Source organism: Shimia sp., assembly GCF_039969785.1.
Lineage (GTDB): Bacteria > Pseudomonadota > Alphaproteobacteria > Rhodobacterales > Rhodobacteraceae > Shimia.
This window is the reverse complement of the sequence record NZ_JBDVNC010000004.1, coordinates 195,682-220,100: the sequence shown is the minus strand read 5'-3', so window position 1 is coordinate 220,100 and position 24,419 is coordinate 195,682. Positions and strand designations below refer to the sequence as shown.

At 58.3% G+C, this 24,419-nt stretch carries 27 protein-coding genes; 14 read left to right on the top strand and 13 right to left on the bottom strand.

The window, feature by feature from the left end; genetic code table 11:
• Positions 1-47 precede the first annotated feature (47 nt).
• Positions 48-854: a type I methionyl aminopeptidase gene (gene map, locus ABJI08_RS01435; protein WP_348400046.1), complete on the bottom strand. Its 807-nt coding sequence runs from the start codon at positions 852-854 to the stop codon at positions 48-50.
• 167 nt (positions 855-1,021) lie between these two features.
• The gene (sfsA, locus tag ABJI08_RS01430) at positions 1,022-1,729 is read right to left on the bottom strand and encodes a DNA/RNA nuclease SfsA (protein ID WP_348400045.1); all 708 of its coding nucleotides are present in this window, start codon (positions 1,727-1,729) and stop codon (positions 1,022-1,024) included.
• A 49-nt stretch (positions 1,730-1,778) separates the two neighbouring features.
• On the opposite strand from sfsA, the gene ABJI08_RS01425 reads away from it, so the two are divergent.
• Genes ABJI08_RS01425 through ABJI08_RS01410 form a run of 4 tightly spaced genes read left to right on the top strand, consistent with a single transcriptional unit; the run spans position 1,779 to position 4,810 of the window.
• The gene (locus tag ABJI08_RS01425; protein WP_348400044.1) at positions 1,779-2,498 is read left to right on the top strand and encodes a molybdopterin-binding protein; all 720 of its coding nucleotides are present in this window, start codon (positions 1,779-1,781) and stop codon (positions 2,496-2,498) included.
• On the top strand, positions 2,495-3,226 hold the full coding sequence (locus ABJI08_RS01420) for a GNAT family N-acetyltransferase (RefSeq protein WP_348400043.1): 732 nt from the start codon (positions 2,495-2,497) through the stop codon (positions 3,224-3,226). Before ABJI08_RS01425 ends, ABJI08_RS01420 begins: the two co-directional genes overlap by 4 nt.
• A gap of 10 nt (positions 3,227-3,236) precedes the next feature.
• Positions 3,237-3,809, top strand: coding sequence for a peroxidase-related enzyme (locus ABJI08_RS01415; RefSeq protein WP_348400042.1), 573 nt, complete (start codon positions 3,237-3,239; stop codon positions 3,807-3,809).
• Complete coding sequence (locus ABJI08_RS01410) at positions 3,806-4,810, top strand: OmpA family protein (protein ID WP_348400041.1); 1,005 nt, start codon at positions 3,806-3,808, stop codon at positions 4,808-4,810. Before ABJI08_RS01415 ends, ABJI08_RS01410 begins: the two co-directional genes overlap by 4 nt.
• Positions 4,811-4,846: 36 nt before the next feature.
• On the opposite strand, the gene ABJI08_RS01405 is transcribed toward ABJI08_RS01410, so the two are convergent.
• The 3 genes from ABJI08_RS01405 to ABJI08_RS01395 all read right to left on the bottom strand — a co-directional run bounded on the left by ABJI08_RS01405 (position 4,847) and on the right by ABJI08_RS01395 (position 7,129).
• Entirely contained in the window at positions 4,847-5,233 is a 387-nt protein-coding gene (locus ABJI08_RS01405; RefSeq protein WP_348400040.1) for a cupin, read from the bottom strand.
• 152 nt (positions 5,234-5,385) lie between these two features.
• Positions 5,386-6,291, bottom strand: coding sequence for a LysR family transcriptional regulator (locus ABJI08_RS01400; protein WP_348400039.1), 906 nt, complete (start codon positions 6,289-6,291; stop codon positions 5,386-5,388).
• A 154-nt stretch (positions 6,292-6,445) separates the two neighbouring features.
• Positions 6,446-7,129: a winged helix-turn-helix domain-containing protein gene (locus ABJI08_RS01395; RefSeq protein ID WP_348400038.1), complete on the bottom strand. Its 684-nt coding sequence runs from the start codon at positions 7,127-7,129 to the stop codon at positions 6,446-6,448.
• 70 nt (positions 7,130-7,199) lie between these two features.
• Between ABJI08_RS01395 and ABJI08_RS01390 the strand changes: the two genes are divergently transcribed.
• Entirely contained in the window at positions 7,200-7,523 is a 324-nt protein-coding gene (locus ABJI08_RS01390; RefSeq protein ID WP_348400037.1) for an NIPSNAP family protein, read from the top strand.
• The gene (locus tag ABJI08_RS01385) at positions 7,520-7,864 is read left to right on the top strand and encodes an antibiotic biosynthesis monooxygenase (RefSeq protein ID WP_348400036.1); all 345 of its coding nucleotides are present in this window, start codon (positions 7,520-7,522) and stop codon (positions 7,862-7,864) included. Before ABJI08_RS01390 ends, ABJI08_RS01385 begins: the two co-directional genes overlap by 4 nt.
• Before the next feature lie 24 nt (positions 7,865-7,888).
• On the opposite strand, the gene ABJI08_RS01380 is transcribed toward ABJI08_RS01385, so the two are convergent.
• Together ABJI08_RS01380 and ABJI08_RS01375 are read right to left on the bottom strand one after the other, a co-directional pair.
• Entirely contained in the window at positions 7,889-9,916 is a 2,028-nt protein-coding gene (locus ABJI08_RS01380) for an NADPH-dependent 2,4-dienoyl-CoA reductase (protein WP_348400035.1), read from the bottom strand.
• 372 nt (positions 9,917-10,288) lie between these two features.
• Positions 10,289-11,023 (bottom strand): WYL domain-containing protein, encoded by a 735-nt coding sequence (locus tag ABJI08_RS01375; RefSeq protein WP_348400034.1) that lies wholly within the window; start codon positions 11,021-11,023, stop codon positions 10,289-10,291.
• 74 nt (positions 11,024-11,097) lie between these two features.
• Between ABJI08_RS01375 and ABJI08_RS01370 the strand changes: the two genes are divergently transcribed.
• Entirely contained in the window at positions 11,098-11,412 is a 315-nt protein-coding gene (locus tag ABJI08_RS01370; RefSeq protein ID WP_348400033.1) for a hypothetical protein, read from the top strand.
• Positions 11,413-11,599: 187 nt separating this feature from the next.
• On the opposite strand, the gene ABJI08_RS01365 is transcribed toward ABJI08_RS01370, so the two are convergent.
• Positions 11,600-11,977 (bottom strand): hypothetical protein, encoded by a 378-nt coding sequence (locus ABJI08_RS01365; RefSeq protein ID WP_348400032.1) that lies wholly within the window; start codon positions 11,975-11,977, stop codon positions 11,600-11,602.
• 27 nt (positions 11,978-12,004) lie between these two features.
• Positions 12,005-12,775 (bottom strand): DUF6478 family protein, encoded by a 771-nt coding sequence (locus tag ABJI08_RS01360; RefSeq protein ID WP_348400188.1) that lies wholly within the window; start codon positions 12,773-12,775, stop codon positions 12,005-12,007.
• 256 nt (positions 12,776-13,031) lie between these two features.
• On the opposite strand from ABJI08_RS01360, the gene ABJI08_RS01355 reads away from it, so the two are divergent.
• From ABJI08_RS01355 to ABJI08_RS01325, 7 genes are all read left to right on the top strand, one after another.
• Entirely contained in the window at positions 13,032-13,913 is an 882-nt protein-coding gene (locus tag ABJI08_RS01355) for a CPBP family intramembrane glutamic endopeptidase (protein WP_348400031.1), read from the top strand.
• 63 nt (positions 13,914-13,976) lie between these two features.
• Positions 13,977-14,942, top strand: a complete 966-nt coding sequence (gene accD / locus ABJI08_RS01350; protein WP_348400030.1) for an acetyl-CoA carboxylase, carboxyltransferase subunit beta — start codon at positions 13,977-13,979, stop codon at positions 14,940-14,942.
• Positions 14,939-16,213, top strand: a complete 1,275-nt coding sequence (locus tag ABJI08_RS01345; protein ID WP_348400029.1) for a folylpolyglutamate synthase/dihydrofolate synthase family protein — start codon at positions 14,939-14,941, stop codon at positions 16,211-16,213. Before accD ends, ABJI08_RS01345 begins: the two co-directional genes overlap by 4 nt.
• Positions 16,214-16,580: 367 nt before the next feature.
• Positions 16,581-17,678, top strand: coding sequence for an FAD-binding oxidoreductase (locus tag ABJI08_RS01340; protein WP_348400028.1), 1,098 nt, complete (start codon positions 16,581-16,583; stop codon positions 17,676-17,678).
• Between the two features lie 25 nt (positions 17,679-17,703).
• Positions 17,704-17,970, top strand: coding sequence for a 2Fe-2S iron-sulfur cluster-binding protein (locus ABJI08_RS01335; protein ID WP_348400027.1), 267 nt, complete (start codon positions 17,704-17,706; stop codon positions 17,968-17,970).
• Positions 17,957-19,363, top strand: coding sequence for an NAD(P)/FAD-dependent oxidoreductase (locus ABJI08_RS01330; RefSeq protein ID WP_348400026.1), 1,407 nt, complete (start codon positions 17,957-17,959; stop codon positions 19,361-19,363). The genes ABJI08_RS01335 and ABJI08_RS01330 overlap by 14 nt, the downstream gene beginning before the upstream one ends.
• On the top strand, positions 19,356-19,970 hold the full coding sequence (locus tag ABJI08_RS01325; RefSeq protein WP_348400025.1) for a TRIC cation channel family protein: 615 nt from the start codon (positions 19,356-19,358) through the stop codon (positions 19,968-19,970). The genes ABJI08_RS01330 and ABJI08_RS01325 overlap by 8 nt, the downstream gene beginning before the upstream one ends.
• Here ABJI08_RS01325 and ABJI08_RS01320 read toward each other — a convergent pair.
• The 4 genes from ABJI08_RS01320 to ABJI08_RS01305 form a co-directional block, all read right to left on the bottom strand.
• Positions 19,967-20,770 (bottom strand): arylamine N-acetyltransferase, encoded by an 804-nt coding sequence (locus ABJI08_RS01320; protein ID WP_348400024.1) that lies wholly within the window; start codon positions 20,768-20,770, stop codon positions 19,967-19,969. The two genes, ABJI08_RS01325 and ABJI08_RS01320, sit on opposite strands and share 4 nt — an antisense overlap.
• 4 nt (positions 20,771-20,774) lie before the next feature.
• Positions 20,775-22,232, bottom strand: coding sequence for a glutamine synthetase family protein (locus ABJI08_RS01315; protein ID WP_348400023.1), 1,458 nt, complete (start codon positions 22,230-22,232; stop codon positions 20,775-20,777).
• A gap of 40 nt (positions 22,233-22,272) precedes the next feature.
• The gene (locus ABJI08_RS01310) at positions 22,273-22,917 is read right to left on the bottom strand and encodes a DUF924 family protein (protein WP_348400022.1); all 645 of its coding nucleotides are present in this window, start codon (positions 22,915-22,917) and stop codon (positions 22,273-22,275) included.
• Between the two features lie 78 nt (positions 22,918-22,995).
• A complete protein-coding gene (locus tag ABJI08_RS01305) occupies positions 22,996-24,306 on the bottom strand; it encodes a Rieske 2Fe-2S domain-containing protein (protein WP_348400021.1) in 1,311 nt (436 codons plus the stop codon).
• Between the last annotated feature and the right edge of the window lie 113 nt (positions 24,307-24,419).

Genomic DNA, 24,419 nt, shown 5'->3' with positions numbered 1-24,419 from the left:
GGCGGGGCCACGCGGGCCGCGCCGGAATTTGCCGGGGCGTATGCCGCCTAGCCGTAGGTCGGATGGAATTTGTCGGCAGGTGACAGGGTGAAAATTTCACACCCGTTTGCGGTCACGCCTACAGAGTGTTCGAATTGCGCGGACAAGGATTTGTCGCGGGTCACGGCCGTCCAGTCATCCGACAGGACCTTGGTTTCCGGGCGGCCCAGATTGATCATCGGCTCGATGGTGAAGAACATGCCTTCTTCGAGGACGGCGCCGGTGCCCGCGCGCCCGTAATGCAGCACGTTGGGCGGAGAGTGGAACACCCGGCCCAGCCCATGCCCGCAGAAATCGCGCACCACCGACATGCGTTGGCCTTCGGCAAATGTCTGGATGGCGTGGCCGATGTCGCCAAATGTGTTGCCGGGTTTCACGGCTTCGATGCCCTTCATCAGGGATTCATGTGTGATCTGGATAAGGCGTTCGGCGCGGCGGTTCAGTTTGCCCGCGACATACATGCGGCTGGTGTCACCATACCAGCCATCCACGATCACGGTGACGTCGATGTTCAGAATATCGCCGTCTTTGAGTTTCTTGTCGCCGGGAATGCCGTGGCAGACCACGTGATTGACGCTGATACAGGAGGCATGTTTGTAGCCGCGATAGCCGATTGTGGCGGATTTTGCGCCCGCTTCGTCAACTTTGGCTTCGATCACGCGGTCAATCTCTCCGGTGGTCTGGCCGGGGACGACCAGTGGGATCACCTCGTCAAGAATACGCGCCGCCAAAGCACCGGCTTTGTGCATGCCAGCGAAATCTGACGCATCATAGATGCGGATGCCATCACGGGTTTGGCGGGGTTTGCCGATCATTGGGTCTGCTCCATCAGGCCGATGTTTGAGTGTTACTTAGGGGTTTTATTGAGAAAGAACCAGAGGGACAACATTTAGGATTGTGTTGTTGTGGGGCGCTGCCCCCACCGCCGCAAGCGGCGGCTCCCCCGGAGTATTTCTGGCAAAATGAAGGGGAGGCGCGGGGCCTAGGGATCGATGAATGGCAGGGGTGGGCCCAGCGTGATGGCGTCAGGTGAGATATGGCAGGCATGTGCCAGAACCCCGACCCCGGCGGCGCGCGCGGATTTAAATGCGGCGGCGTAGGTCGGGTCGATGTCGGCGGCCAGCGTGACCTGTGCGGCGTCGGTGCGTTGCACAAGGTAAAACATCATGGCGCGGTGGCCGTTGGCGACCATCTGTTGCAGTTCGTTCAGGTGTTTGGTGCCGCGCGCGGTGACGCTGTCGGGGAATTCGGCAAGGCCGGGCGTGCGCGACAGGGTCACGGATTTAACCTCGACATAAAGATCGGGCAACCCGTCGCCGCTGAGCAGGAAATCAATGCGGCTGTTTTCGCCGTATTTCACTTCGCTTTGCACGGTTGGATATATGCTCAGGCCGGGCACTTGCTGCGCCAGAAGCGCGGCTTTGAGGGCGCGGTTTGGCACGGAGGTGTCCACGCCGGTGAAATGGCCGTTTTCATGTTCGACCAGCCGCCAGCCGAATTTCAGCTGTTTTTTAGGATCATCGTTAGGTTCCAGCCAGATGCGGCTGCCGGGGGTGGCCAGTCCCATCATTGATCCCGGATTGGCACAATGCGCGGTGACTTCGGTGCCGTCGGGCAGTGTTGCATCGGCAAGAAAACGTTTATAGCGGCGGATGAGCACGGCGGGTAAAAGAGGGGTTTGAAAGCGCATGCGCCCAGCCCTATACCTGCTTAGACGCTCTGACAAGGAGACCTGCGCTATGACCAATCCAACAGCAGCCATGCTGGTGATCGGGGATGAAATCCTCTCGGGGCGGACCCGGGATGCGAATATGCATTACCTTGCCAGTGAACTGACCAAACAGGGGATCGATCTGTGCGAAGTGCGGGTTGTGGGGGACGCACCTGACGTGATTGTGGCGGCGGTGCGCGCCCTGGCCAGCACCTATGACAGCGTGTTCACGTCCGGGGGCATTGGGCCGACGCATGATGACATTACCGCCGATTGCATGGCCGCGGCGTTTGAGCGTGCGATTGATGTGCGCGCGGACGCGCGGGCGTTGTTGCAGGCGCATTATGACGCCACAGGGCGCGAGATGAACGCGGCGCGGCTGCGTATGGCGCGCATCCCGGAAGGGGCAGTGTTGATTGACAATCCAGTGTCGGTGGCGCCGGGATTTACCATCGAAAACGTGCATGTCATGGCCGGGGTGCCGTCTGTGTTTCAGGCGATGGTGGCCAGTGTGTTGCCAACCCTGACGGGCGGCGCGCCATTGTTGTCGCAAACTTTGCGCCTGATGGTGGGAGAAGGCGATATCGCGGGGCCACTCGGGCAGTTGGCGCAGGATTTTGATGACCTGTCGATGGGGTCGTATCCGTTTCAGCAAGACGGAGTTTACGGCGCGAATATTGTGATCCGTGGCCGGGATGGGGCGCGAGTGGATGCGGCCATCACACGTCTAGCGGAGTTATTTGCATGACGGGTTTGCCGGATGCCGCAAAGATGTATGAGATTGTCGAGGCGACCTGGCCGCCCTTTGCCACGACGCGTTGCGGGCCGTTTATCGTGCGTGATGGGCGAGGCGGCGGCAAACGCGTGTCAGCGGCGACCGTCGAAGGCGTGGCAAATGCTGAGGATGTTGTGGCAGCTGAGGTGGCGATGGCGACGCTGGGGCAAGGTCCGTTGTTTCAGATCCGCGAGGGAGACGACGCCTTTGATGCGCTGTTGGAGTCCTTGGGGTACGAAATTATCGATCCTGTGACCATGTACGCCGCAGATGCGCGCGACATTGCCACCGAGCGTCCACCTCGCACGGCCGCCATTCCTGCGTGGGATCCGCTTAAAATCATGGAAGAAATGTGGGCCAGTGGCGGTATCGGGCCTGAGCGCATTGATGTGATGCATCGGGCGGCAGGCCCAAAGACGGGCTTTGTGTCGCGCTGGCGGGACCAACCGGCGGGCACATCATTTCTGGCGATGCATGATGGCGTCGGAATGGTGCACGCGTTGGAAATTCTGCCGCATCAACGCCGACAGGGTGTTGCGCGCTGGCTGATGCAACGCGCCGCGTTTTGGGTTCTGGAAAATGGCGGACATACCGTGGCGGTGATCTGCACCACAGCCAATACCGGCGCAAACCGGCTCTATTCTTCCCTCGGGATGACGGTTGTGGGAAAGTACCACTACAGGCACAAGATAACGGCATAAGGGAGACCCCATGTCCAAGACCGCTAAACCCACCGCGTTGGATATTCCAATGATGGATCCTTTGCCGGAAGACACGCAGCGCTATTTCGATATTTGCGTGGAAAAGCTGGGCATGGTGCCCAATGTGCTGAAGGCCTATGCGATTGACGAGGCCAAGCTGAACGCGTTCACGGCGCTTTATAACGATCTGATGCTTGCGCCCAACGGGTTGAGCAAGCTGGAACGTGAGATGATCGCAGTTGTCGTCAGCGCCATCAACAAGTGCTTTTATTGTCTGGTCGCACATGGCGCGGCGGTGCGTCAGTTGTCGGGTGATCCTAAGCTGGGTGAGATGATGGTGATGAACTGGCGGGTCGCGGAACTGGACGCGCGCCAGACCGCGATGCTGGCTTTCAGCGAAAAGATGACCATGGCGTCTTGTACCATTGACGAAAGCGACCGGCAGGGGTTGCGCGACGTTGGGTTCAGCGATCAGGATATCTGGGACATTGCCAATGTCGCCGGGTTTTACAATATGTCCAACCGTGTTGCCTCGGCCACCAGGATGCAACCCAATGACGAGTATCACGCACAGGCCAGATGAAACACGCGATTGCCATAACGCTGGCGTTTTGGCCCGGGATGGCGCTGGCATTTGAGCCAGCGTTGCCAAGTGGTACGCAGTTGCTGGGCGAATACCTGACGGAAGAGGGGTTTTATGCCGTTCCGACCGGGCCATTTGCCAATGGTACGGTGCCCAGCGACCGGTTGCCGGGGTCGGTGCGTCAGCGCAGTTGGCGATTGGTCGGAGGGTTCACCGGTACGTCCGGGCTTATGGCGGATTTGAGCGCGCAGGTTCTGAGCGCGGGGTACGACATCGAGTTCGCCTGTGATGCGGACCTGTGTGGCGGCTTTGATTTCCGGTTCAACACCAACGTGTTACCGCCGCCTGAGATGTTCGTGGACTTGTCCGATTTTCTGTTTCTTGCGGCGCATCGCGATGGCGAAAATGGGCCAGAGGCGGTTTCCGTTTTGGTCAGCCGCACAGAGCGGTCGGGCATGTTGCAGGTGATCGAAGTGGCACCGGACCTTGATGCGCGCGCGACATTGACGCCAGAGCCGGGCGTGCGCCCGGTTGACCCCGTTGACCCTGAGGACACGCCCAGGATTGGCCAGCCAAATGAGGTTGGGGATCCGTCCAAACTGCGTCCGGCGGTGGTGGAGGCGGACAATATTCCGCTGTGGCTGGAACGCACAGGGCACATAGTTCTGTCCGATCTTGTGTTTGAAACCGGGTCATCCCGGCTGGGCGAAGGGCCGTTTGTGTCGCTTGAGTCCCTGGCTGCGTTTCTGAATGCGGACGCGACCCGGCGGGTTGCGCTGGTGGGGCACACCGACAGCAAAGGCTCATTGGCACAAAATACAGAGCTGTCGCGCAAACGCGCGACTTCTGTGCGTCAGCGGCTGGTTGATGTGTACAAGGTGGCCAAGGCACAGCTGGAGGCGCGCGGGGTTGGGTTTTTATCACCGATTGCGTCCAACCTGACCGAGGACGGACGCAATGCCAACCGACGCGTCGAAGCGGTCTTGCTAAACACCGAGTAGGCTGAGAGCACCCCGGGAAAAGTGGCGAAGGGCGTCTTAATCCAGCGCAACAACGAGGGCAGTTGCTTCGCCGTCGATTGGGCGCGCGCCGTGGCCGGGACCGGATGTATCTTCCATCAACAGACGGTCTCCGGGGCCAAAAACCCGGCGATCCCCCAGGCTGGTCCAGCCTTCGACGCGCCCGGTCAGAACGATAAAGAGCTGGCGTCGCGGTGAGGGATGCGCGTCGTCGCTCCATCCTTTTGGAAACCTGAACCAAAAAGCGGAACTGGCAGGCATTGAGGCTGATATATCCAGCGCAGGTGCGGGCGGTGCATATTGCACAGAGTTCAAATCGATCTCGAAGTCCTGAAAATGACTGTCGCCATTGTCGTCGCAATAAAGGCGCGTGCAGGTCATGGGGGGCGACATGGGGTCTGACATGGTAATCCTGTCTGTTTGAAAGTCAGAAGTATCATAGCTCGTCTGGCCATCGGTCAAGTCCGAGGAAAATTCCGGAACAAAAAGAAAAAAACCCGGACCATTTGGCCCGGGTTGAGTTTTGCATTCACAATGTGAATAGCCAGGGAAAAATCTTACCAGTCGGCAGGGCCTTTGTCGGCAAAGGCGTGCACGAGAAAGTCAATAAACGCGCGCACTTTGGGCTGAGTAAAGCGGCCCGGCGGGTAAACCGCGTAGATGCCTTGCGTTTCGGTTGGAAGCTCGGGAATGGCGTCTTCGACCAGACCTTGTTCGAGCGCGTCGGCATAAAGGAAGCTTGGCAGATAGGCGATGCCGAGACCGGAGATGGCGGCGTTCAGAAGGGATTGACCATCATTCACCGAGAGCCAGCCAGCAGTGCGCACCTGACGTTTTTCGCCGGATGGGGCGGTCAGTTTCCAGACCGCACCGTTGGACTGGCTGGAATAATGCAACAGCTTGTGATCATTGAGATCGTCAATTTTTTCGGGACGTCCGTAACGTTCGAAATATTCCGGGCTGGCGATCATGCGTTTGGTGGTGTCGGTCAGCTTGCGGGCCCGCAATGTGCTGTCTTCCAGTTCCCCAATGCGGATGGCCATATCAAAGCCTTCGGAGATCAGTTCGACATAGCGGTTGTTCAGCACCATATTGACGGTGATATCCGGGAATTCATTGAGGAATTCACCCAGAACCGGGCTGAGATGATTGACGCCGAAATCTGTGGCCACCGAAATACGCAGCAGGCCCGAGGGCGCGGATTGCATAGAGGTGACAAGCGCGTCGGCTTCTCCGGCGTCATTCAAAACGCGGCGGGCGCGGTCGTAATAGGCCAGACCAATTTCGGTCGGGCTGACGCGGCGGGTTGTGCGATTGAGCAGCCGGGCGCCAAGACGCGCTTCAAGGCTGGAGACGTGTTTGGAGACGGCAGATTTTGAGATGCCCATCTTTCGGGCGGCATCTGTAAAGCCCCCTTGGTCCACAACGGTGGCGAAAGCTTCCATTTCGGTTAGGCGATCCATGTGTTCTACCTCTGAATTCCTGTTCGAGGACCAGATATCGCGGTCAATTCGGGCAGGATGAGGGCAAAGGGCGGACAATATCGGGGATTTGTCGCGGATCGTTTGCGGCACGGAAACAGAGAAACAGTCGGCCAGATCGTTTCCGAATGGGAAATCAGGGCTGGCTGAACAGGGAATTGAACGCGGTTTCCCCGCTTGGCGAGAACCGCAAGACCCGGCTGTCGGGTTCACGGACTACCCAGCTTTTGTGCATAAAACCGTCAAGCATGGCGCGCCCAAGCCGTCCGGCCAGATGCGATTGCCGTTCGGACCAGTCAAGGCAGGCACGACACATAGGCGTGCGCGATTTGGGCAGGCGATCCAGATCGATCCCCAATCCAGTGACAAATTCTGCGCCGCGTTTGGTCAGGTCAAGCTGATCGCCGGCCTCAAGAAGATACCCGTTGGCCAGCATCGACTGGTACATTGCGACGCCCATGTCACCGGCCAGATGGTTGTAGCAGACCCGGGCTTTGCGCAGTTTCAAATCGCGCGGGCCGGTCCGTGTGCGCAGATGTCCCGAGCTGGCCGCCAGTCCCATCAGCGATTCCAGAACCGTGGCAACCTGTGCATCGGCCAGCGTGAAATACTTGTGCCGCCCGGATTTGCGCGGTGCAATCAGCCCGCCATCGGACAAACGAGCCAGATGAGAGGACGTGGTCTGAAGGCTGACACCCGCTTCGCCGGCGAGTTCAGATGCGGTTAACGCCTTGCCGCTCATGAGGGCTGCAAGGATGTTGGCGCGGGCCGGGTCCCCGATCAGGGCGGCAACGCGGGCGATGTCTGGTCCGTCTTTCATAGTTCGATCATGGCCGAAGCATTTCGGCGCGTCAATGTGCGATAAATGTCAGGTACAATAGGAGACCGAAATGCTGACATGCGTCATTCAATATCAGATCGACCCAACCCGGAAACAGGCGTTCGAACAATATGCGCGAAACTGGGGGCAGGCGATCCCGCGCAGCGGGGCGGACCTGATCGGGTATTATGCGCCTCATGAAGGGTCGAGCACGCTGGCTTATGGGATTTACAATATCCCCAGCCTTGCCGCGTATGAAAGCTATCGTGCGCGGTTGGCGGCGGACCCTGTAGGGCAAGAGAATTACGCGTTTGCGCAACGCGAGAAATTCATTCTGCGCGAAGAGCGGACCTTTCTGAAACTGGCGTCGACGCCACACGGAGCAGCCACGTGATTGCCGTCATTTTTGAAGTGCGCCCCGCGGCCGGTAAAAAGCAGGATTATCTGGATATTGCCGCCGGCTTGCGACCGGTTTTGGAGCAGGTCGAGGGCTTCATCTCTGTTGAGCGGTTCCAAAGTCTGAGCGACCCGGACAAGATTTTGTCATTGTCCTTTTTCAAGGATGACGCGGCTGTTGAGCGCTGGCGGGCGCTGACACAACATCGGGGCGCACAGGCCAAAGGGCGCGCGGGCGTGTTTGAGGATTATCGCTTGCGTGTGGCACGTGTGATCCGGGACTATGGCATGACGGACCGCGCTGAGGCCCCGGCAGACAGCCGTGAGTTGCACGGTTGAACGCGGGTCGTCAGCCCGTTTCGTTTACAAAGACGCGGCCAGCCGCGTGCCCTGATCGATGGCGCGTTTGGCGTCCAGTTCAGCTGCCACATCCGCGCCACCGATCACGTGGGGTGTGATGCCTTGCGCCTCAAGCGCGTCTGCAAGTGAGCGGTTGGGCAGTTGCCCGGCGCAGATCACCACATTGTCCACCTCGATCACCTGAGGGTTTTCGCGCGCCTCGCCAAACGAGATATGCAGGCCCTGATCGTCGATCTTTTCGTAATTTACGCCGCCCAGCATCTGCACGTCTTTCATTCTGAGCGCGGCGCGGTGAATCCAACCGGTTGTCTTGCCCAGTCCTTTGCCAAGCGCCTTAGCCTTGCGTTGCAGCAATGTGACTTGTCGGGCGGCAGGGTGTGGTTGCGGACCTTTTGCCGCCAGCCCGCCGGGTGTGGTTTCAGGGTCGCCGACGCCCCATTCAGCCAGCCATTCCGGCAGGTTCTCGGTCAGGCTTTGGCCTTGGTGCACAAGGAACTCTGAGACATCAAAGCCAATGCCACCTGCGCCAATCACCGCGACACGCTGCCCGACGGGTTTCTTGTCGCGCAGCACATCGAGATAGCTCAGAACCTCGGGGCGGTCCTGACCGGGGATGCCCGGATCGCGCGGCATGACGCCGGTGGCGATGATCACCTCGTCAAAGCCTGACAACATCTGTGGTGTGGCGGTCTGGCCCAGCCGCAGATCTATGTCAGACGCTTTGACCATGGTGTCATACCAGTCGACCAGCCCCCAGAATTCTTCTTTGCCGGGGATCTGTTTGGCGATGTTCAGCTGCCCGCCGATTTTGTCGGCCCGGTCAAACAGTGATACTTTGTGGCCCCGGTTGGCCGCCGTTAGCGCCGTGGCCAGCCCGGCGGGTCCAGCCCCCACAACAGCGATCGATTTGACTGTGCCGGCCGCAGGAATGACCAGCTCGGTTTCGTGGCAGGCGCGCGGATTGACAAGGCAGGATGTCAGCTTGCCGCCAAATGTGTGGTCCAGACAAGCCTGATTGCAGCCAATACAAGGCGCGATCTGATCCGCCTGACCGGCGGCGGCCTTGTTGACAAAATCTGCGTCCGCCAGAAACGGGCGCGCCATCGACACCATGTCGGCGCACCCCTCAGACAGCACGTCTTCGGCGACGTCGGGCATGTTGATCCGGTTCGATGTGATCACCGGGATGTCGACCTTGCCCATCAGCTTTTTTGTGACCCACGCAAAGGCGCGGCGCGGCACAGACGTGGCGATGGTGGGAATGCGCGCTTCGTGCCAGCCGATGCCGGTGTTCAGGATGGTGGCACCTGCGTCTTCGATGGCGCGCGCCAGTTGCACGACCTCTTCGTGGGTCGATCCATTGGGGATCAGGTCGATCATCGACAGTCGGTAGATGATGATAAAGTCATCCCCCGCGGCTTCGCGGCAGCGGCGCACCACTTCGACCGGCAGGCGCATGCGGTTTTCGTAAGACCCGCCCCAGCGGTCGGTGCGTTTGTTGGTGTGGGTGACAAGGAACTGGTTCAGGAAATACCCTTCTGACCCCATGATCTCGACCCCGTCATAGCCAGCCTCGCGGGCGCGTTTGGTGGCGGTGACAAAGTCCTGTATCTGCTTCTCGATGCCGTCTTCGTCCAGTTCCCTAGGCGGAAACGGTGAGATTGGCGATTTCACGGCAGAGGCAGACACGCATTCGGGACCATAGGCATAGCGTCCGGCGTGCAGGATTTGCATGGCGATCTTGCCACCTGCGTCGTGAACGCGGTCCGTGACCACGCGGTGATTGGCAATGTCCTGATCCGAAAACAGACCTGCCGCGCCGGGAAAAACGCCGCCTTCTCGGGATGGGGCCATGCCACCGGTGACAATCAAGGCCACGCCACCGCGCGCGCGTTCGGCATAAAATTCCGCCACCCTGTTCCAGTCCCTGGTCTCTTCTAGACCGGTGTGCATCGACCCCATCAGGACACGGTTTTTCAGGGTCGTGAAGCCAAGATCAAGCGGTGCCAACAGGTGCGGGAATTGAGTCATAGAAGCCTCCTCAGGTCGGCCCAAAGAAATCGCAAAGCGTGGGCATTGTCACCTTGAACGCGGCGTCATGATCAGGGGCGGCGCGCAGTGCCGTTGCGCCGAGTTGTGCGAATCATGGTTAACGCCCTTGCTTTGCTGGGGTTTGGCCCGTCGGCGCGACGTCGGTATTTTGTCGGTAATGCGTCGGTGGGCCAAGTGCGGATTTGCCGCGTTAAACCCGAGGGCGCTGGGGCAACAGATACGCAACCCTTTCATAAGTCGGCGGCATGGCCACAGAGCCGGGTGGGAGTATTGGGGCGGGGGCGCGTTGATTAAGTGGCCGCGCAATAAGATGCTGTCTCACGCCAAGGACATATCCGGAAGCGCCAATTCTCACTTCAACGAATTGTTCCCGTCCAAAGACCGATCAATTCGTGTTCTTGGCAATACCTGAAACCGGTTGTCTGTCATTTCGATACTTTGCAGCCGGTCGCATCGAAAGGTTCTGACGTCGCCACGGTGATGATCGAAGGCAAGCACATACCAAACCGGATAGTTTAGCAAAAGGTAATGCGCCTCGATTTCCCGTGTCGTGGTTTTCCCACTTTCGTCTTTGTAGCGGACAATAATGGAGTGCTGATCCAGAAAACTTTGATGCAGTTTCTGAATGGTGCGTTCATCACCAGACGCGACGGTTCCCTGCACGAAAGTCGAGGCGGTGGTGCCAACCAGAATTCTGGATTTCAGACGATCAATGCGTGCGCGTTTCTCCGCGGAAAACGAGGCGATGAGTTGTCGTCTTATGGACGACAGGTTGGCCAGAAAGTGCGGTGATTTCATTTGCTCGGCAACGGCGATGCTGATGAGGAGGTCGACTGCTTCGCCATAACTGAGATTCAAGCGGCCGATACCCCAATTGCGGTCTAAACGCACACCACCTCCGCGGCCGCGATCGGCATCAATTGGCAAGCCTTGATCACGCATCAATTGCAGGTCTCGGGAAATTGTTCGTTCGCTCACCCGGTGCATTTCAGCAAGATCTTTGATCGTGCAAAAACCTTGTTGCTTGAGATGCGCGGCCAATAGTTCCAGCCGTCTTAACCGATCAAATGAATTTGCACGTGCCATTCAAGAAATACGACATAAAATGTCTTATTAAGCAATAGGCAGGGCGGCGACACTCAAAGTTTGAAGGAGAGAAAATGTCACCCGTAACTGTTCTTGCCCCGATCAAATTGGCCAAAGGTAAAACTGAAGCAGACCTGCTGGCCGCTTCGGCCCTGTTTAAGACGGAATTTGTCGCGCATGAGGCCGGGGTCTTGCGCCGTGAGCTCGTGCGCAAACCCGACGGCACTTATCTCGATATCATTCAGTTCCGAAGCCATGACGACTATTTGGATGTGGTCAAAAAAGAGATGGAGTCTCCGGTCTGCGCTGTGTTCTTTTCAGTCATGGATCTCAGTGATTTTGATCCTGAGGCCGAGATGGAGGTGTATGCCACATTGGAGACGCATTGAGACAAAATTGCGCACCCGGTCAGGGGGAGCACGTGGGCTGTCTTAAACCGAGCCCTGAAGCGTTTTGGTGCGTACCTACGTGTGAAGTACGCGCCAAAGGCTCAGCGCAGCTGAGCCATGCCCAACCCTGTGAGGTGCAGCTTGCTGCGGCCTCAAAAGGGGCGGGAGCGCGCCGGTCCGGTAAAAGCTACATGGTTTCGACGCAGTGGCGCCGGAAGGCGCGTTTCAGCATGTCCAGTTCGGCGCGCAACAAATCGATCTCGGCGCGAATGTCGTCGGCCAGCGCTTCTCCGGAAATAAAGGTGATGGTGTCCAGCCGCACACCCGAGCTGCGATCGGTGATCAGAATGGTCTGCACGCCGTCATTCAGGCTTTCGGCCGGGATCGGCACACGCAATACCCATGCGTCGCTGTCGGTGTGCGGCGTTACCGTCACATTCGCAACCGCGCGCTCTTCATAAGTCACATCCAAAACCGGTTCCGGGCCGCTGCCATCATCATAACGCAGGGCCCCTTCCCATGTGCCTTCAAACAGGCGGGTTTTGGTCAGGGTCAGTTGGCTCATGGTTCTGCTCCCAGAGAAAAGGCCATGTCAGAATTCGGCGCGTGGGCGACGGCTAAAGGTCACATCTCGCAAAATGACCTGATTCATTTCGGGACCCTCAAAAATCAGGTCCAGCCACATCTGTTCGACCCGCTTTTCGTTCAGGTTAGAATAGGCGAGGTCAAATTCGACGCGAATCTCTTCTTCCTTGAGAGGCAGTTCACGCACCACCTGTTCGGTGTTTGGGCCATGGCGAATATTGAGACGGGCAAAGATTTCCAGCGGCTTTTCCATTTCCACAATCGTATCGACCCGGATCACATGGCTGCGCTTCAGGCCCTGAACCGACTCGGGCGGCAGATCGATAACCAGCGACAGGAAGGACCCGTCAAAACGGAAAACGTCCATCCGCAAGCCAAACGGCGCCAGATCACGTTGGCGATTGTTGCGCAGCTGGCGCAAGGTCAGTTCCGAGATACGGCAATCATGAAACAGCGTGACCTCTTCGCCCAGCTTTTCCTTGTTCTCAACTGCAGCGCGCCCCTTGTCCGGAATGGGTTGGCGCCAGAGCTGAGGTCGCCATGACCAGTCTGTGCCATGCGGTTTGGGAAACGAGTTAGAGCCAATCATCGGCAAAGCCAGCCGGCTTTCAGCCGTTGAAATCAACGTGTCCAGATGTTGGCGCAACGTCCGGGCGCCAAGCCGTTGCGCGCGCAATTCAGGCAGATCGGCAGATTTCGAATTTCGCGCAATACGCGCCCAATAGCGTGACACGCCTTTTTGGTAGAACCGTTGAAGGAATTTGCTGCCTTGCGCCATTTTGCCCCTGATTGCCTTGTATTGTTTCCCAACGAGAAACAAAGCCCGGTTGGTTTTTACATTATCTACCCAATTGATTGCCATGAAACAAACGTACATTTGCGGATCCGGCAAGAGGGTGAAGGATTTTGTCTGTCAGCGCGTGGAAAATGCACCGCCCACAGAGACGGGGGCGCCCGGTTCAGGCGGGAACCGAAAGGGATCGCGGAGGTCAATAGCGCTTTCCCCGGTTTAGCAAACCGATTAGGTCACATGCATGTCTGTTTATCGTCCTCATGATCATTTGATTGCCCCTGCACGGGCCAGCGCCGCGCTCTGGCGGTTGGGTTTGGGTGTCGTTCTGATTGTGGTCGCGTTTTTTACGCTGAACGTCATATGGTATGGGTTTTTGCGCGACATGCCGGATGCGGCAGCGCTGTTTACTGAGATTGCTGTTGGCAACACCGCACGTGGCATGGCGCTGTTGCTGGGCAGTTTCGCCTGTCTGATTGTTGCCCTGATGATTGCGCTGCAGGTGGTGCATCGCCGGTCACTGGTCAGTTTGGTTGGCCCAATGCATGCGTTTGCCGTTCAGAGTTGGCGTGTGTTTCGGGCCTGTCTGTTGCTTTATGTTGTTATCTATCTGATCCCCATGCCCGCAGCGCTGGCACCGGAGCAAGCGATGCCATTGGGGCGCTGGTTGACGCTGGTTCCGCTCACTCTGGCCTTGCTGATCCTGCAATGCGGCGCCGAAGAGCTGGTGTTTCGTGGCTATCTGCAAAGCCAGCTTGCAGCGCGGTTTCGCGCGCCCTGGATTTGGATGGGGCTGCCAAGCCTGTTGTTTGGGGCGCTGCATTATGAACCGGCGGTGTACGGCGATGTGGCTATCTGGCTGGCGCTTTGGTCTGGCCTTTTTGGGCTTGCTGCGGCCGATCTGACCGCACGATCCGGCACGCTGGGCCCCGCGATTGCGTTGCATGTGGTCAACAATTTTTCTGCCATGGGCCTGACCGCAATGCACGGCCATTGGGATGGTCTGGCGCTTTATACGCTTCCGATTACGCCCGAAGATACCGACGCATTGATGCAGTTGATGCCGCTTGAGGGTGCCATTTTGATCTGTGCGTGGCTGGCCGCGCGAATTGCGGTGCGACGCTGATTGCATTTTCTCGCGCGGCGTCCTATTTCAGGCGTGTTGCGAACCCGAAAGGCGAAAGAACGCATGAACTGGATCACCAACTATGTCCGCCCGCGCATAAACTCGATTTTCTCGCGTCGCGAGGTGCCGGATAATCTTTGGACCAAGTGCGATGAGTGCGGCACTATGCTGTTTCATCGCGAGCTGTCGAACAATCTGAATGTGTGCACGCAATGTGATCATCACATGGCGATCACGCCACGCGACCGGTTTGGTGCGCTGTTTGATGGTGGCGTGTTCACCGAAGTGGCCGTGCCCGAAGCGCTGGCCGACCCGCTGCAGTTCCGCGATCAGAAAAAATATCCCGACCGAATGAAAGCAGCGCAGAAAAAGACCGGCGAGCAGGAAGCCATGCTGGTGGCCGAAGGTGAAATGGGCCGCACGCCCATCGTTGCCGCCTGTCAGGACTTTTCGTTCATGGGCGGATCCATGGGCATGTATGTGGGCAATGCGGTCATTGCGGCTGCGCAGCGTGCCGTGGCGCTGAAACGTCCGTTGATTGTGTTTTCTGCGGCTGGTGGCGCACGCATGCAGGAAGGCATTCTGAGCCTGATGCAGATGCCGCGCACAACTGTGGCTGTGCAAATGCTGAAAGAGGCCGGGCTGCCTTATATCGTTGTTCTGACACACCCGACAACCGGTGGTGTGACCGCGTCTTATGCGATGTTGGGCGATGTGCAGATTTCCGAACCCAATGCGCTGATTTGTTTTGCGGGACCCCGGGTGATCGAGCAGACGATTCGCGAAAAGCTGCCCGAAGGGTTTCAGCGTGCGGAGTATCTGCTGGATCACGGCATGCTGGACCGCGTCACCAAACGTACCGAGATGCGCGGAGAGTTGATCACCATCACGCGCATGTTGTTGGGCTTGCCGCCCGCTGTGGCCGGAGATTTGCCACCGCCAGATGCTGATGCGGATAAGGCTGAAGCGCCGGGCGAGGCGTCTGGCGCTGCTGATGCGGTGCAATCGGATAAGACCGCCGGGAAATGAGTACAGCGACATCGGACGTCATTCTGGATCGGATGATGGAGCTGCATCCCAAGATCATCGATCTGACGCTGGACCGGGTCTGGCGGTTGTTGCATGCCCTGGACGATCCGCAAGATCGGCTGCCACCGGTGATCCATCTGGCGGGTACTAATGGCAAGGGGTCCACGCAGGCCATGATCCGCGCAGGGTTAGAGGGCATGGGCAAGCGGGTACATGCCTATACCAGCCCACATCTGGCGCGGTTTCACGAGCGCATTCGGTTGGCAGGCGATTTGATCAGTGAAACACATCTAAGCGACGTGCTGGACGAGTGTTATGCGGCCAATGACGGCGCGGACATCACCTATTTTGAGATCACCACATGTGCGGCTTTGCTGGCTTTTGCCCGGACCCCGGCAGATTTCACATTGCTGGAAGTCGGTCTGGGCGGTCGGTTGGATGCGACCAATGTTCCAGAGGCGCCTGCGTTAACCGTGATCACACCGGTTTCGATCGACCATGAGCAGTTTCTGGGGGATACGCTGGAAAAGATCGCGTTTGAAAAGGCGGGTATCCTGAAACCGGGCGTGCCGTGTGTGGTTGGCCCACAACAAGACGCCGCCATGGACGTGATAGAGGCTCGCGCGGCCGCGCTGAGCGCGCCATTGATTGCGTATGGCCAGCAGTGGCACGTTTACGAAGAACGGGGCCGATTGGTGTTTCAGGATGAAACCGGATTGTTGGACCTGCCGTTACCGGCGTTGCCGGGGGCACATCAGATGTCCAATGCCGGGGCGGCCGTGGCGGCGCTGCGGTATCTGGGGGCGGATGAAAGTGCTTGTGAAGCGGCAATGCGCGACTTGGTCTGGCCTGCGCGCATGCAGCGATTGCGCAGCGGTCCGTTGGTCGAGGCCGCGCCGGAGGCCGAGTTGTGGCTGGATGGCGGGCATAATGCGGCGGCCGGTGAGGCGCTGGGCGCACACTTGGCGGGGCTGCCCACGCGGCCAACCCATTTGATTTGCGGCATGCTGAACACCAAGGACATTTCCGGTTATCTGAGGCCTTTGGCCCAAGTGGCCGACAGCCTGACCGCGGTGTCTATTCCGGGCGAGGTCAACACGCTTTCGGCAGAAAAAACCGCTGCGGCAGCGCGCGCAGTCGGCATGGTCGCGAATGAGTCAGACACGGTATTGGCTGCATTACAGGGAATTTATGCAGATGATCCACATGCGCGGGTGCTGATTTGTGGGTCATTGTATTTGGCTGGCGCCGTATTGCGAGAAAACGGTTAGTGCGTCCTTGATCAACTCTTTGAGGTTCATCTCCGCGTAAATCTGGGAATGCTCCTGCCAAATTCAGACACAAACCTCGCAAAACCGAACTGATTCGTCCGATTCGTGCAAATTGATTCGTTTTTGCGAATCACCCCATTGACTGATTCGAATCGCCACGCCTATAGTCAATTCAATCTCGGTTTTCCGCCAATTCAGACAAAACAGCAGTGAAAACCATAAGACCATCGGGACAGGCAGGCAGGCAAACGGGGGGCACAATGCCCCCCAAATAATTTGTAAGTGTGTAATGTTGATTGGCATACACTGACTTTCCCCGGTAATAGACTGACAGCGTGCAATTATTGAGCGCGTTTGGGAGATTTTTATGGAAGCAGATTTTGCCATAATCGGAGGCGGTGTTGTCGGCCTTTCTGTGGCATGGGGTCTGCTCAAGTTTGGCCACCAGGTTGTTGTTCTGGACGGTGACGACACCGGATTGCGCGCCAGCCGGGGGAATTTCGGGTTGGTTTGGGTTCAGGGTAAGGGGCTTAACCAGCCGCGCTATGCCGTGTGGAGCCAGGAATCAGCTGCATTATGGGGCGATTTTGCCGAAGAGTTGGAAGATGCATCCGGAATTGAACTGTCGCTGGTTCAGGACGGCGGGCTTGATCTGCATTTCAGTGAACAAAGCCTGCAGAACTGTGTCGAAAATCTGGAACACATAAAAGGAAACCTGAACGGTAAATATCCATTTGAGGTTCTCGATCCCGAAGCGTTGCGTTCACAAGAACCTGCAATTGGCGATGGCGTTTTCGGGGCTGTGCTGCATCATCAGGATGGGCACGTCAATCCGCTCAGGTTGTTGCGGGCATTAAGCGCGGATGTACGTCGTCGTGGGGGCCATGTGTCAGGTGGAAAAACCGTGACTGATGTGGTCGCGGGCGACGGATTTGAAGTGACCTGTGCCGACGGAACCGGCGTGCATGCGGAGAAAGTAATTCTTGCGGCTGGTTTAGGCGCTGCAGAGCTGGGACCCAAACTGGGGTTTCAGGCGCCGTTGACGCCCGAACGAGGACAAGTTCTGATCACTGAAAAGCTGCCAGAGATCATTCGACGCCCGTCTTTGATTGCACGGCAAACCGAAGATGGTGCTGTGCAGATCGGTGCAACCAATGAGCTGGTTGGGTTGGATGATGGCGTGACGCGTAAAGGCATGACACAATTGGCAGCTGAGGCTGTAAAGGCCTATCCGGCGTTGGCGGATGCCAAAGTTTTGCGCAGTTGGGGGGCTTTGCGGGTGATGTCGCCGGACGGGCTTCCGATCTATCAGGAAAGCACACAAGCCCCCGGCGCGTTTCTGGTAACGTGTCACAGCGGAATTACATTGGCGGCCGTGCATGCACGCAGTCTGCCGAATTGGTTGACCGGTGTTGGTAAAGTGCCAGATTTGGAGGTGTTTGGTGAATCCAGATTCGCGATTTAAAGACCTGAATCCTGACGCGCCGAAAGTGTCAGTGAAATTTGGCGGGCAGGATTATCTTTTGCCCGACGGAGCGAACCTTGCTGTGGCGTTGTTGATGGTGGGTATCGAAGCTTTTAACCAAACTGTTTCGCGTGGCGTGGGGCGTGCGCCGTTCTGTTTGATGGGTACCTGTTTTGACTGTCTTGTCGAGGTCGACGGGGAAACGAGTCAGGCGTGTCTCATGCAGGTCAAAGAAGGGCTGGATATTCAGCCCGCGCGCCAGATGCGGGAGGGGCCGTATGCAGCGCGCTGATCTGGTTGTCGTCGGAGCCGGTCCGGCGGGGATGGCCGCCGCTGCAGAGGCCGCGTCGCATGGATTGCAAGTCTTGCTGCTGGACGAAAACCCGTCTGCAGGTGGGCAAATCTATCGCAATGTTGAAACCGCCGCCGAGCGGTATCCCAAAATACTGGGGCGAGATTTTTCCAAGGGTTTGCCCTTGGTGGGCGCATTGTCCACGCCGGGGATAACATATGTGCCTAACGCCTGTGTTTGGTCTGTTCAGGACAATAGTGTGTCTTATCTGACGGACGAAGGTAGTCAGAACGTGCAGGCCGATCATGTTCTGCTGGCGACCGGAGCGTTGGAGCGTGCCATGCCGATCCCGGGTTGGACTTTACCCGGCGTGATGACGGCAGGTGCGGCGCAAATCATGCTGAAACAGTCAAGTGTTGCGGCCCGTGAAGCAGTGTTGGTTGGGTCCGGGCCACTTTTATATCTGGTGGCGGTACAGCTTTTGCGGGCTGGCTGCCCGCCCAAAGCATTGGTCGAGACCCAGACACGAGGAGATATGCGCACGGCGCTGACGCATTGGCGCGCTGCGATGCGGGGCTGGCGGTATTTACAACGTGGAGCCGCCATGCTGAACGAATTGCGCAACGCGGGAATTCCGCGTCATGTCGGGTCAATAAAGCTGGCGTTGCTGGGCAGTCGACGGGTTGAAGCGTTGCATTTCACTTGCGGCGGACGAATTCACGAGCTGGCCTGTGACACGGTGTTGTTGCACCATGGCGTTGTCCCGAATGTGCAAGCAAGCAATGCGCTTGGGGTGTCGCACGACTGGGACAAGCGTCAACAGGCTTTTGTCCCGCAAGTGGATCAATGGGGCAAAACAGATAAAGCCGGGTTATGGATTGCAGGCGATGGTGGCGGAATTGGCGGTGCTCTTGCGGCCGAGCTGTCGGGGCGTATCGCAGGGATGGGGATTGCGCAGGCGCTGGGTGGTCTGACGCTACTGGATCGTGACCGGCAGGCGAAGCCTTTGATCGCCAACCGCGATATTGAGCTTAGCATTCGCCCGTTTCTGGATCGCGCCTATCCGCCTTATGCAGCCGCCATGTTGCCTGAGGACGACGTCACCGTGTGCCGGTGCGAAGAGGTCAGCGCCGGCGACATTCGCGCCGCTGCGGCGCAGGGATGTCTGGGCCCCAATCAGGCCAAGGCTTTTACCCGTGCGGGCATGGGGCGGTGTCAGGGTCGCTATTGCGGACTAACCGTTTCGAACTTGCTGAGCGATGCGCATGGACAAAGCCCGGACGACACCGGGTATTACCGTATTCGCCCGCCGCTCAAGCCGGTTTCCCTTGGACAGCTTGGCGCGCTTTACGACCCTGACGATCCGTTGGAACAGACCGCGCCTCATGATTGATCCGTTGGCCCATGTCGTCTTCTTTCTGACTGTGGCGGCCACGGCCGTGATGGCTGCGTCCGCGGCAATTCAGGGTGTGCGGCATGAACTCGACCTGTTTGGCGCGATTGTGATTGCGGTGGCGGCGGCTGTTGGCGGCGGCACGGTACGCGATCTGTTGTTGGGGCGCGTGCCGGTGTTCTGGATCAACGATCTGACCTATTTGCTGACCGCGATCCCTGTCGCCGTGGCGGCGTTTGTTATTGGGGCGCGGTTGCCTTCGGGCAATGGACGCCGATTGCGTTTGTTGATGCAATTTGATGCGGTTGGGCTGGCGTTGTTCACTTTGGTGGGCATTGAGGTTGCGCTGGAAATGCAGACTCATCCGCTGATCGCGGTGGTCATTGGCTGCATCACAGGAACCGTGGGCGGCATGATCCGGGACATCCTGTGCAATGTCACGCCGTCGGTGCTGAAGGAAGATTTATACGCCACAATTTCGCTGATTGGCGGAGGCGTTTTTGTGCTGGTCGAGCCACATATGGATGAACCCGTGGCCATTGTGGTGTGCTTTGCGCTGATGCTGATCGCGCGTCTGATTGTGATTGCCCGTTTCGCCCGGGACTAGCGCCCGGTCGGCTGATCCTTGATACGCTGCCATGCTGCGGTTGCCATGCCTGCGGGCAGGGTCAGGCCGAACCGGTTGGTCAGGATGGTTTCGAATTCTTTGAGCGTGTCGATCATGCGCGTTTGTCCCGCCTCGCGAAAGGCGCGGTTGAACAGGCTGATCCGTCCGGATGGCAAGTGGCGCGCCATCATCAGGTTTGTGCGAAACGGTGCTTTGTCCCATGTTGCGCACAGGTGATTGGCAGCTTCAAAATCAACCGGCGCAACTTCGATCCTGTCAAAGCTGAACAAGGAAAACCAACCCGTGCCAGACATCTTGTCGAGCACTGTTTCATTGGTCGTGTCATCGTGGCTGATGCGATATGCGCCGCTTGGGGTGTCCTGTGTCGTCTCGGTGCTTATGCGCAGCGGTGCGATAGAACCTGCGCCACCAAACCCAACATCCGCGAGGTATTCTTTGCTTTCAATGGCCACGATCCACGCCTGATGTGACCGTGCGCCGCCATGTGGCGCGCCGTTGCGCACGCGCGCCAAAAGCGGTTCGGCGGCAAAACCCCATTCGCGCAAGGCGCATCCAAACAGTGCGTTTTGCTCGAAACAATAGCCGCCGCGCCCCTGTTTCAGCATTTTGGTCTGAATGGCGCCGAGGTCGAGATCGGGTACGATGCCCAACAGCGGATCGAGATTTTCAAAAGGGATCGCGTGCAGATGCGCGGCCTGCAGGGTCTGCAGTCCCTTGAGCGTATGAGGCACCGGTTTGGCAAGGCCCAGACGGGCAAGATATGCGTCGGATTGCAACATCGCGTCAGAACAGACCGAAGTATTCGGCCTGCTCCCATTCCGAGAGCGCGCCGACGTATCGGTCCCACTCGGCGCGTTTGATGCGGGTCAGATAGTCGACAAATCCATCACCTAAAGTCGCGCGGTAGAGGGCACCTTGTTCGAAATGCACAATGGCATCCAGCAGGCTTGCAGGCAGGGCTTTGGCGGTGGGATCATAGGGTTGTTCGCAGGGCGGCGGGGCCGTCAGAGATTGTTCAAGACCGGACAAGCCAGAGAGGATTTGCGAGGCGATCACGTAATAGGGGTTGGCCGCACTTTCCGGCACGCGGTTTTCGATGCGGCTGGCGGGATCGCCGGGCAACATGAGCGCGCGCAGCATGGCGCCGCGATTGTCTTGTCCCCATTGGATACGGTCCGGGGCCAGCTGAAACGGCTGATACCGTTTGTAGCCGTTAATGGTTGGCGTGGTCAGCAGACAGGATTCTTCGGCGTGGTGCAGCAATCCCGCCATCCATGCGGAGGCGTATGGTGTTGGCGTGCCCTCGGTTTCGGGCATGAACAGGTTCCGGCCTGTGGCGTCTGACAGGGATTGATGAAGATGCCAGCCGGATGCCGCGACATTGTCCAGTCGAGGACGGCACATAAAGGTGGCGTGTAATCCGCGCCGTGCGCAGAGTTCTTTGACCATGGTGCGGAACATGATCATCGTGTCGGCATGGGTCATCGGGTCTGCCGGCTCAAAGGTGACTTCGAACTGCGATGGGCCCATTTCGACTTCGGTTGAGCGCACCGGCATACCCATCGCCTGCGCTGTGCGTCGGATGTCATCCATAACCGGTTCGAGCACGTCATAAATTGCGTCAGTCAGAAACTGATACCCCGGCGCAAGCGGGCGGGTGCGTGGCGGGTGCGCGGGCATGGTGGCTTGACTGTGTTCCGGGGCGGGGTCGAGACGGTCAAAGACATGAAATTCCAGCTCTAAACCCACGGTCAGTGTCAAATCCCGCGCGGCCAATTTTTCAAGCGCCCTGCGCAGGACCGTGCGCGACGAAAATGGGATTGGTGCGCCGGTCTTGAAATGTGCGTCACACAACAACCACGCGGAATGCGGTGCCCATGGCAGGGGGTGAAAGGTGGATGGGTCCGGCGCCAGCAGGATGTCACCCGCGCCACGCATTGGATCGGCTTCGGTTGCGGCCTCGCCTGTCCAGACCGGAAACACCGTGCGGTGGGATGTGTCTTTGAGCAACAGTGTAGAAGGTGCTGCCATACCATTGGCCAGAACCGAGGGCAGGGCAGAGGCCACAATAGCTTTGCCGCGCAAGATACCATGTTGGTCTGGGAACAGGACGCGGATCGTTTCAAGATCAGAGGCGGCAATTGTGTCAGCCAATGCAGTTGCGGCGTCGATGCCGTCGGAGTCAAGCAGGCCCAGCTGCGCCAGCGTGCCAGAGGCAATATTGGTCCGGGTGTCGGTCAATGCAGATCCTTAGAAATAAAGCGCGTGGTACATGGTCTGATCATGTGGACGGTTCCGTCGCGGTGGCATCGCGCAAATGCGGAAAATCGCCGGTGTCTATATAGGCTTGCTCGGCGGGTGTTGAGGCGCGTCCGTAGATCGGGTTGCGGTGGGGATGGCGCCCAAACCGGGTGATGACGTCTGTCACAATAGATTGCTGGCCACGAAAGTTGCCCGCGAGATCGGCAAGCGGCTCTGGCAAGCGTGCGATAATACGTTCCACAACCGTCTCAAGCGCGTTCATCCGCTCAAGGTGGTCGGGGCCTTCGCAATGTGAAATCGCAATCACAAAAAAGGTCTGTTCCCAAGGGGCGAGTTCGTCAAAATGTCCGTTTTCAAGTCCTTTGAGCGCCAGACGGGTTGCCTTGATGTCTTGCCCAAACGCGGCAGGTGTATCGCGCCAGAGCGAGCGGGGAAACTGATCAAGCGCGATCAGTAACGCCAGACGTCCGCGCGCGGTTTTGGCCCAGTGATCCAGCTGGCCTTGTGCCGCGGCCAGCGTCAGATCCGCGAAATCGCGGATAATTGCGTCATCCATTCCGCCTTGCATGCGTTCCTGCCAGAACGCGCCATGGGTTTCGAGGCTGTTCTCATGGCCCGTATCGGGAAACCAGAATTGCAGGACCTCTTGGGGTTCGTGAGGCATAGACGTGTCCTTTTGCAAACCGTTTAGGGCAGGCTAGCGGATAAATGCTGGTCTGTCTGCCAGGTGTGCGGTGCGGGATCAGGAAGAGATTTTGGCGTCCCAGTTGGTGCAGGCCGCGCGTCGCGCCGCATCACCCTCATGGTAGGACTTGCGCCAATCCCCATCGCTGGACAGCGTGTCGTTGGAAATCGGGCCGTGAATTGTCGCCGGGTCGACCCCGTTGCGCATCGGGAGCGCAGTTTCGTCGCCGTCCTGCAGTGCCTTGATCGCGGCGCGCAATTTGCGGCGATAGGCGATGACGGCAATGTCGGTTTTGCCCAGATGTTCGCGGGTGCGGTCCTGAATGGCACCCATGCTCTCGACCGCCCATTGGTCGTGCACATTGATGTCCAGCCCCATGCCGGTATAGGTCAGCGCGCCTTGTTCTTCGGCGTCATAGCCATAATTGTTCTGCTTATTCTTCTTAGGCGCATAGCTGGGCAGCACATGTTCTTCGAGCCGCTGCGCGCGCATCAGGTCTTTGTTCACCGGTTTGTCGAAGCTTGTGAACATCGAGTACCAATAACAGTTTTCGTCATCAATCGGCACGTGCCATTGGGTGATAATCATCTCGCGGGACATCGGGATGCTGATCGCCTCGGGGAAAATCTGATTGGTGACACGCACATGGGTGCGGCCATCGTCCAGATGGCGCAGCGCAATGATGCGCATGCCATAATCGGTGTCTTCCACGCTGATTTCAGGGCGAGGATATTCGCGCAGCAGGCGGGTCATGGGAATCTCGGTATCGGCGGCCTTGTCGCGGAATTGTTTGCCATAGCCATCGTCCGGGTCTTCGTCCTGAAGGAAGCGGTGCAGGAACGACGCATGCGCGGGGTCGATGCCGACCTCAAGCGCCTGCAACCAGTTGCATTCCCAGAGACCTTTGAACGCAAACACATGTGTGTCAGGCGCGCGAAAGCAATCGAGATTGGGAAAGGCAGGTGGATCGCCGGGGCCCATATAGGCAAAGATGATGCCGTTCTTTTCGATCACGGGATATGCGGTGGCCTGAATTTTCTCATGCATGCGCGACCCTTCGGGTTCGCCGGGTTGTTCGACGCATTGGCCGGAACGGTTGAAGTGCCAGCCGTGAAATGGACAGCGCAGGCCGTTATCTTCGAGCCGACCATAACACATGTCAGCGCCGCGATGTGGGCAGGCGCGCTGGATCAGGCCCAGTTCGCCCTGACTGTCACGAAACAAAACAAGGTCTTCGCCAAGCAGACGCACCGGCACAACCGGACGGTTGCCGGACAGTTCGTCCAGCAGCGCAGCGGGTTGCCAATAGCGGCGCATAACGTCGCCTGCTGGTGTTCCGGGGGTGATACGGGTGATGATATCGTTCATTTCCTGGCTGAGCATATGGGCCTCGCTGTTCGCATGATTGGTCGATAGTCGCGCAAGTTTGCGATTATCGCAAGAAAAATATGTCCGGTTCAGATTGACCGTTGTCTGAGGCG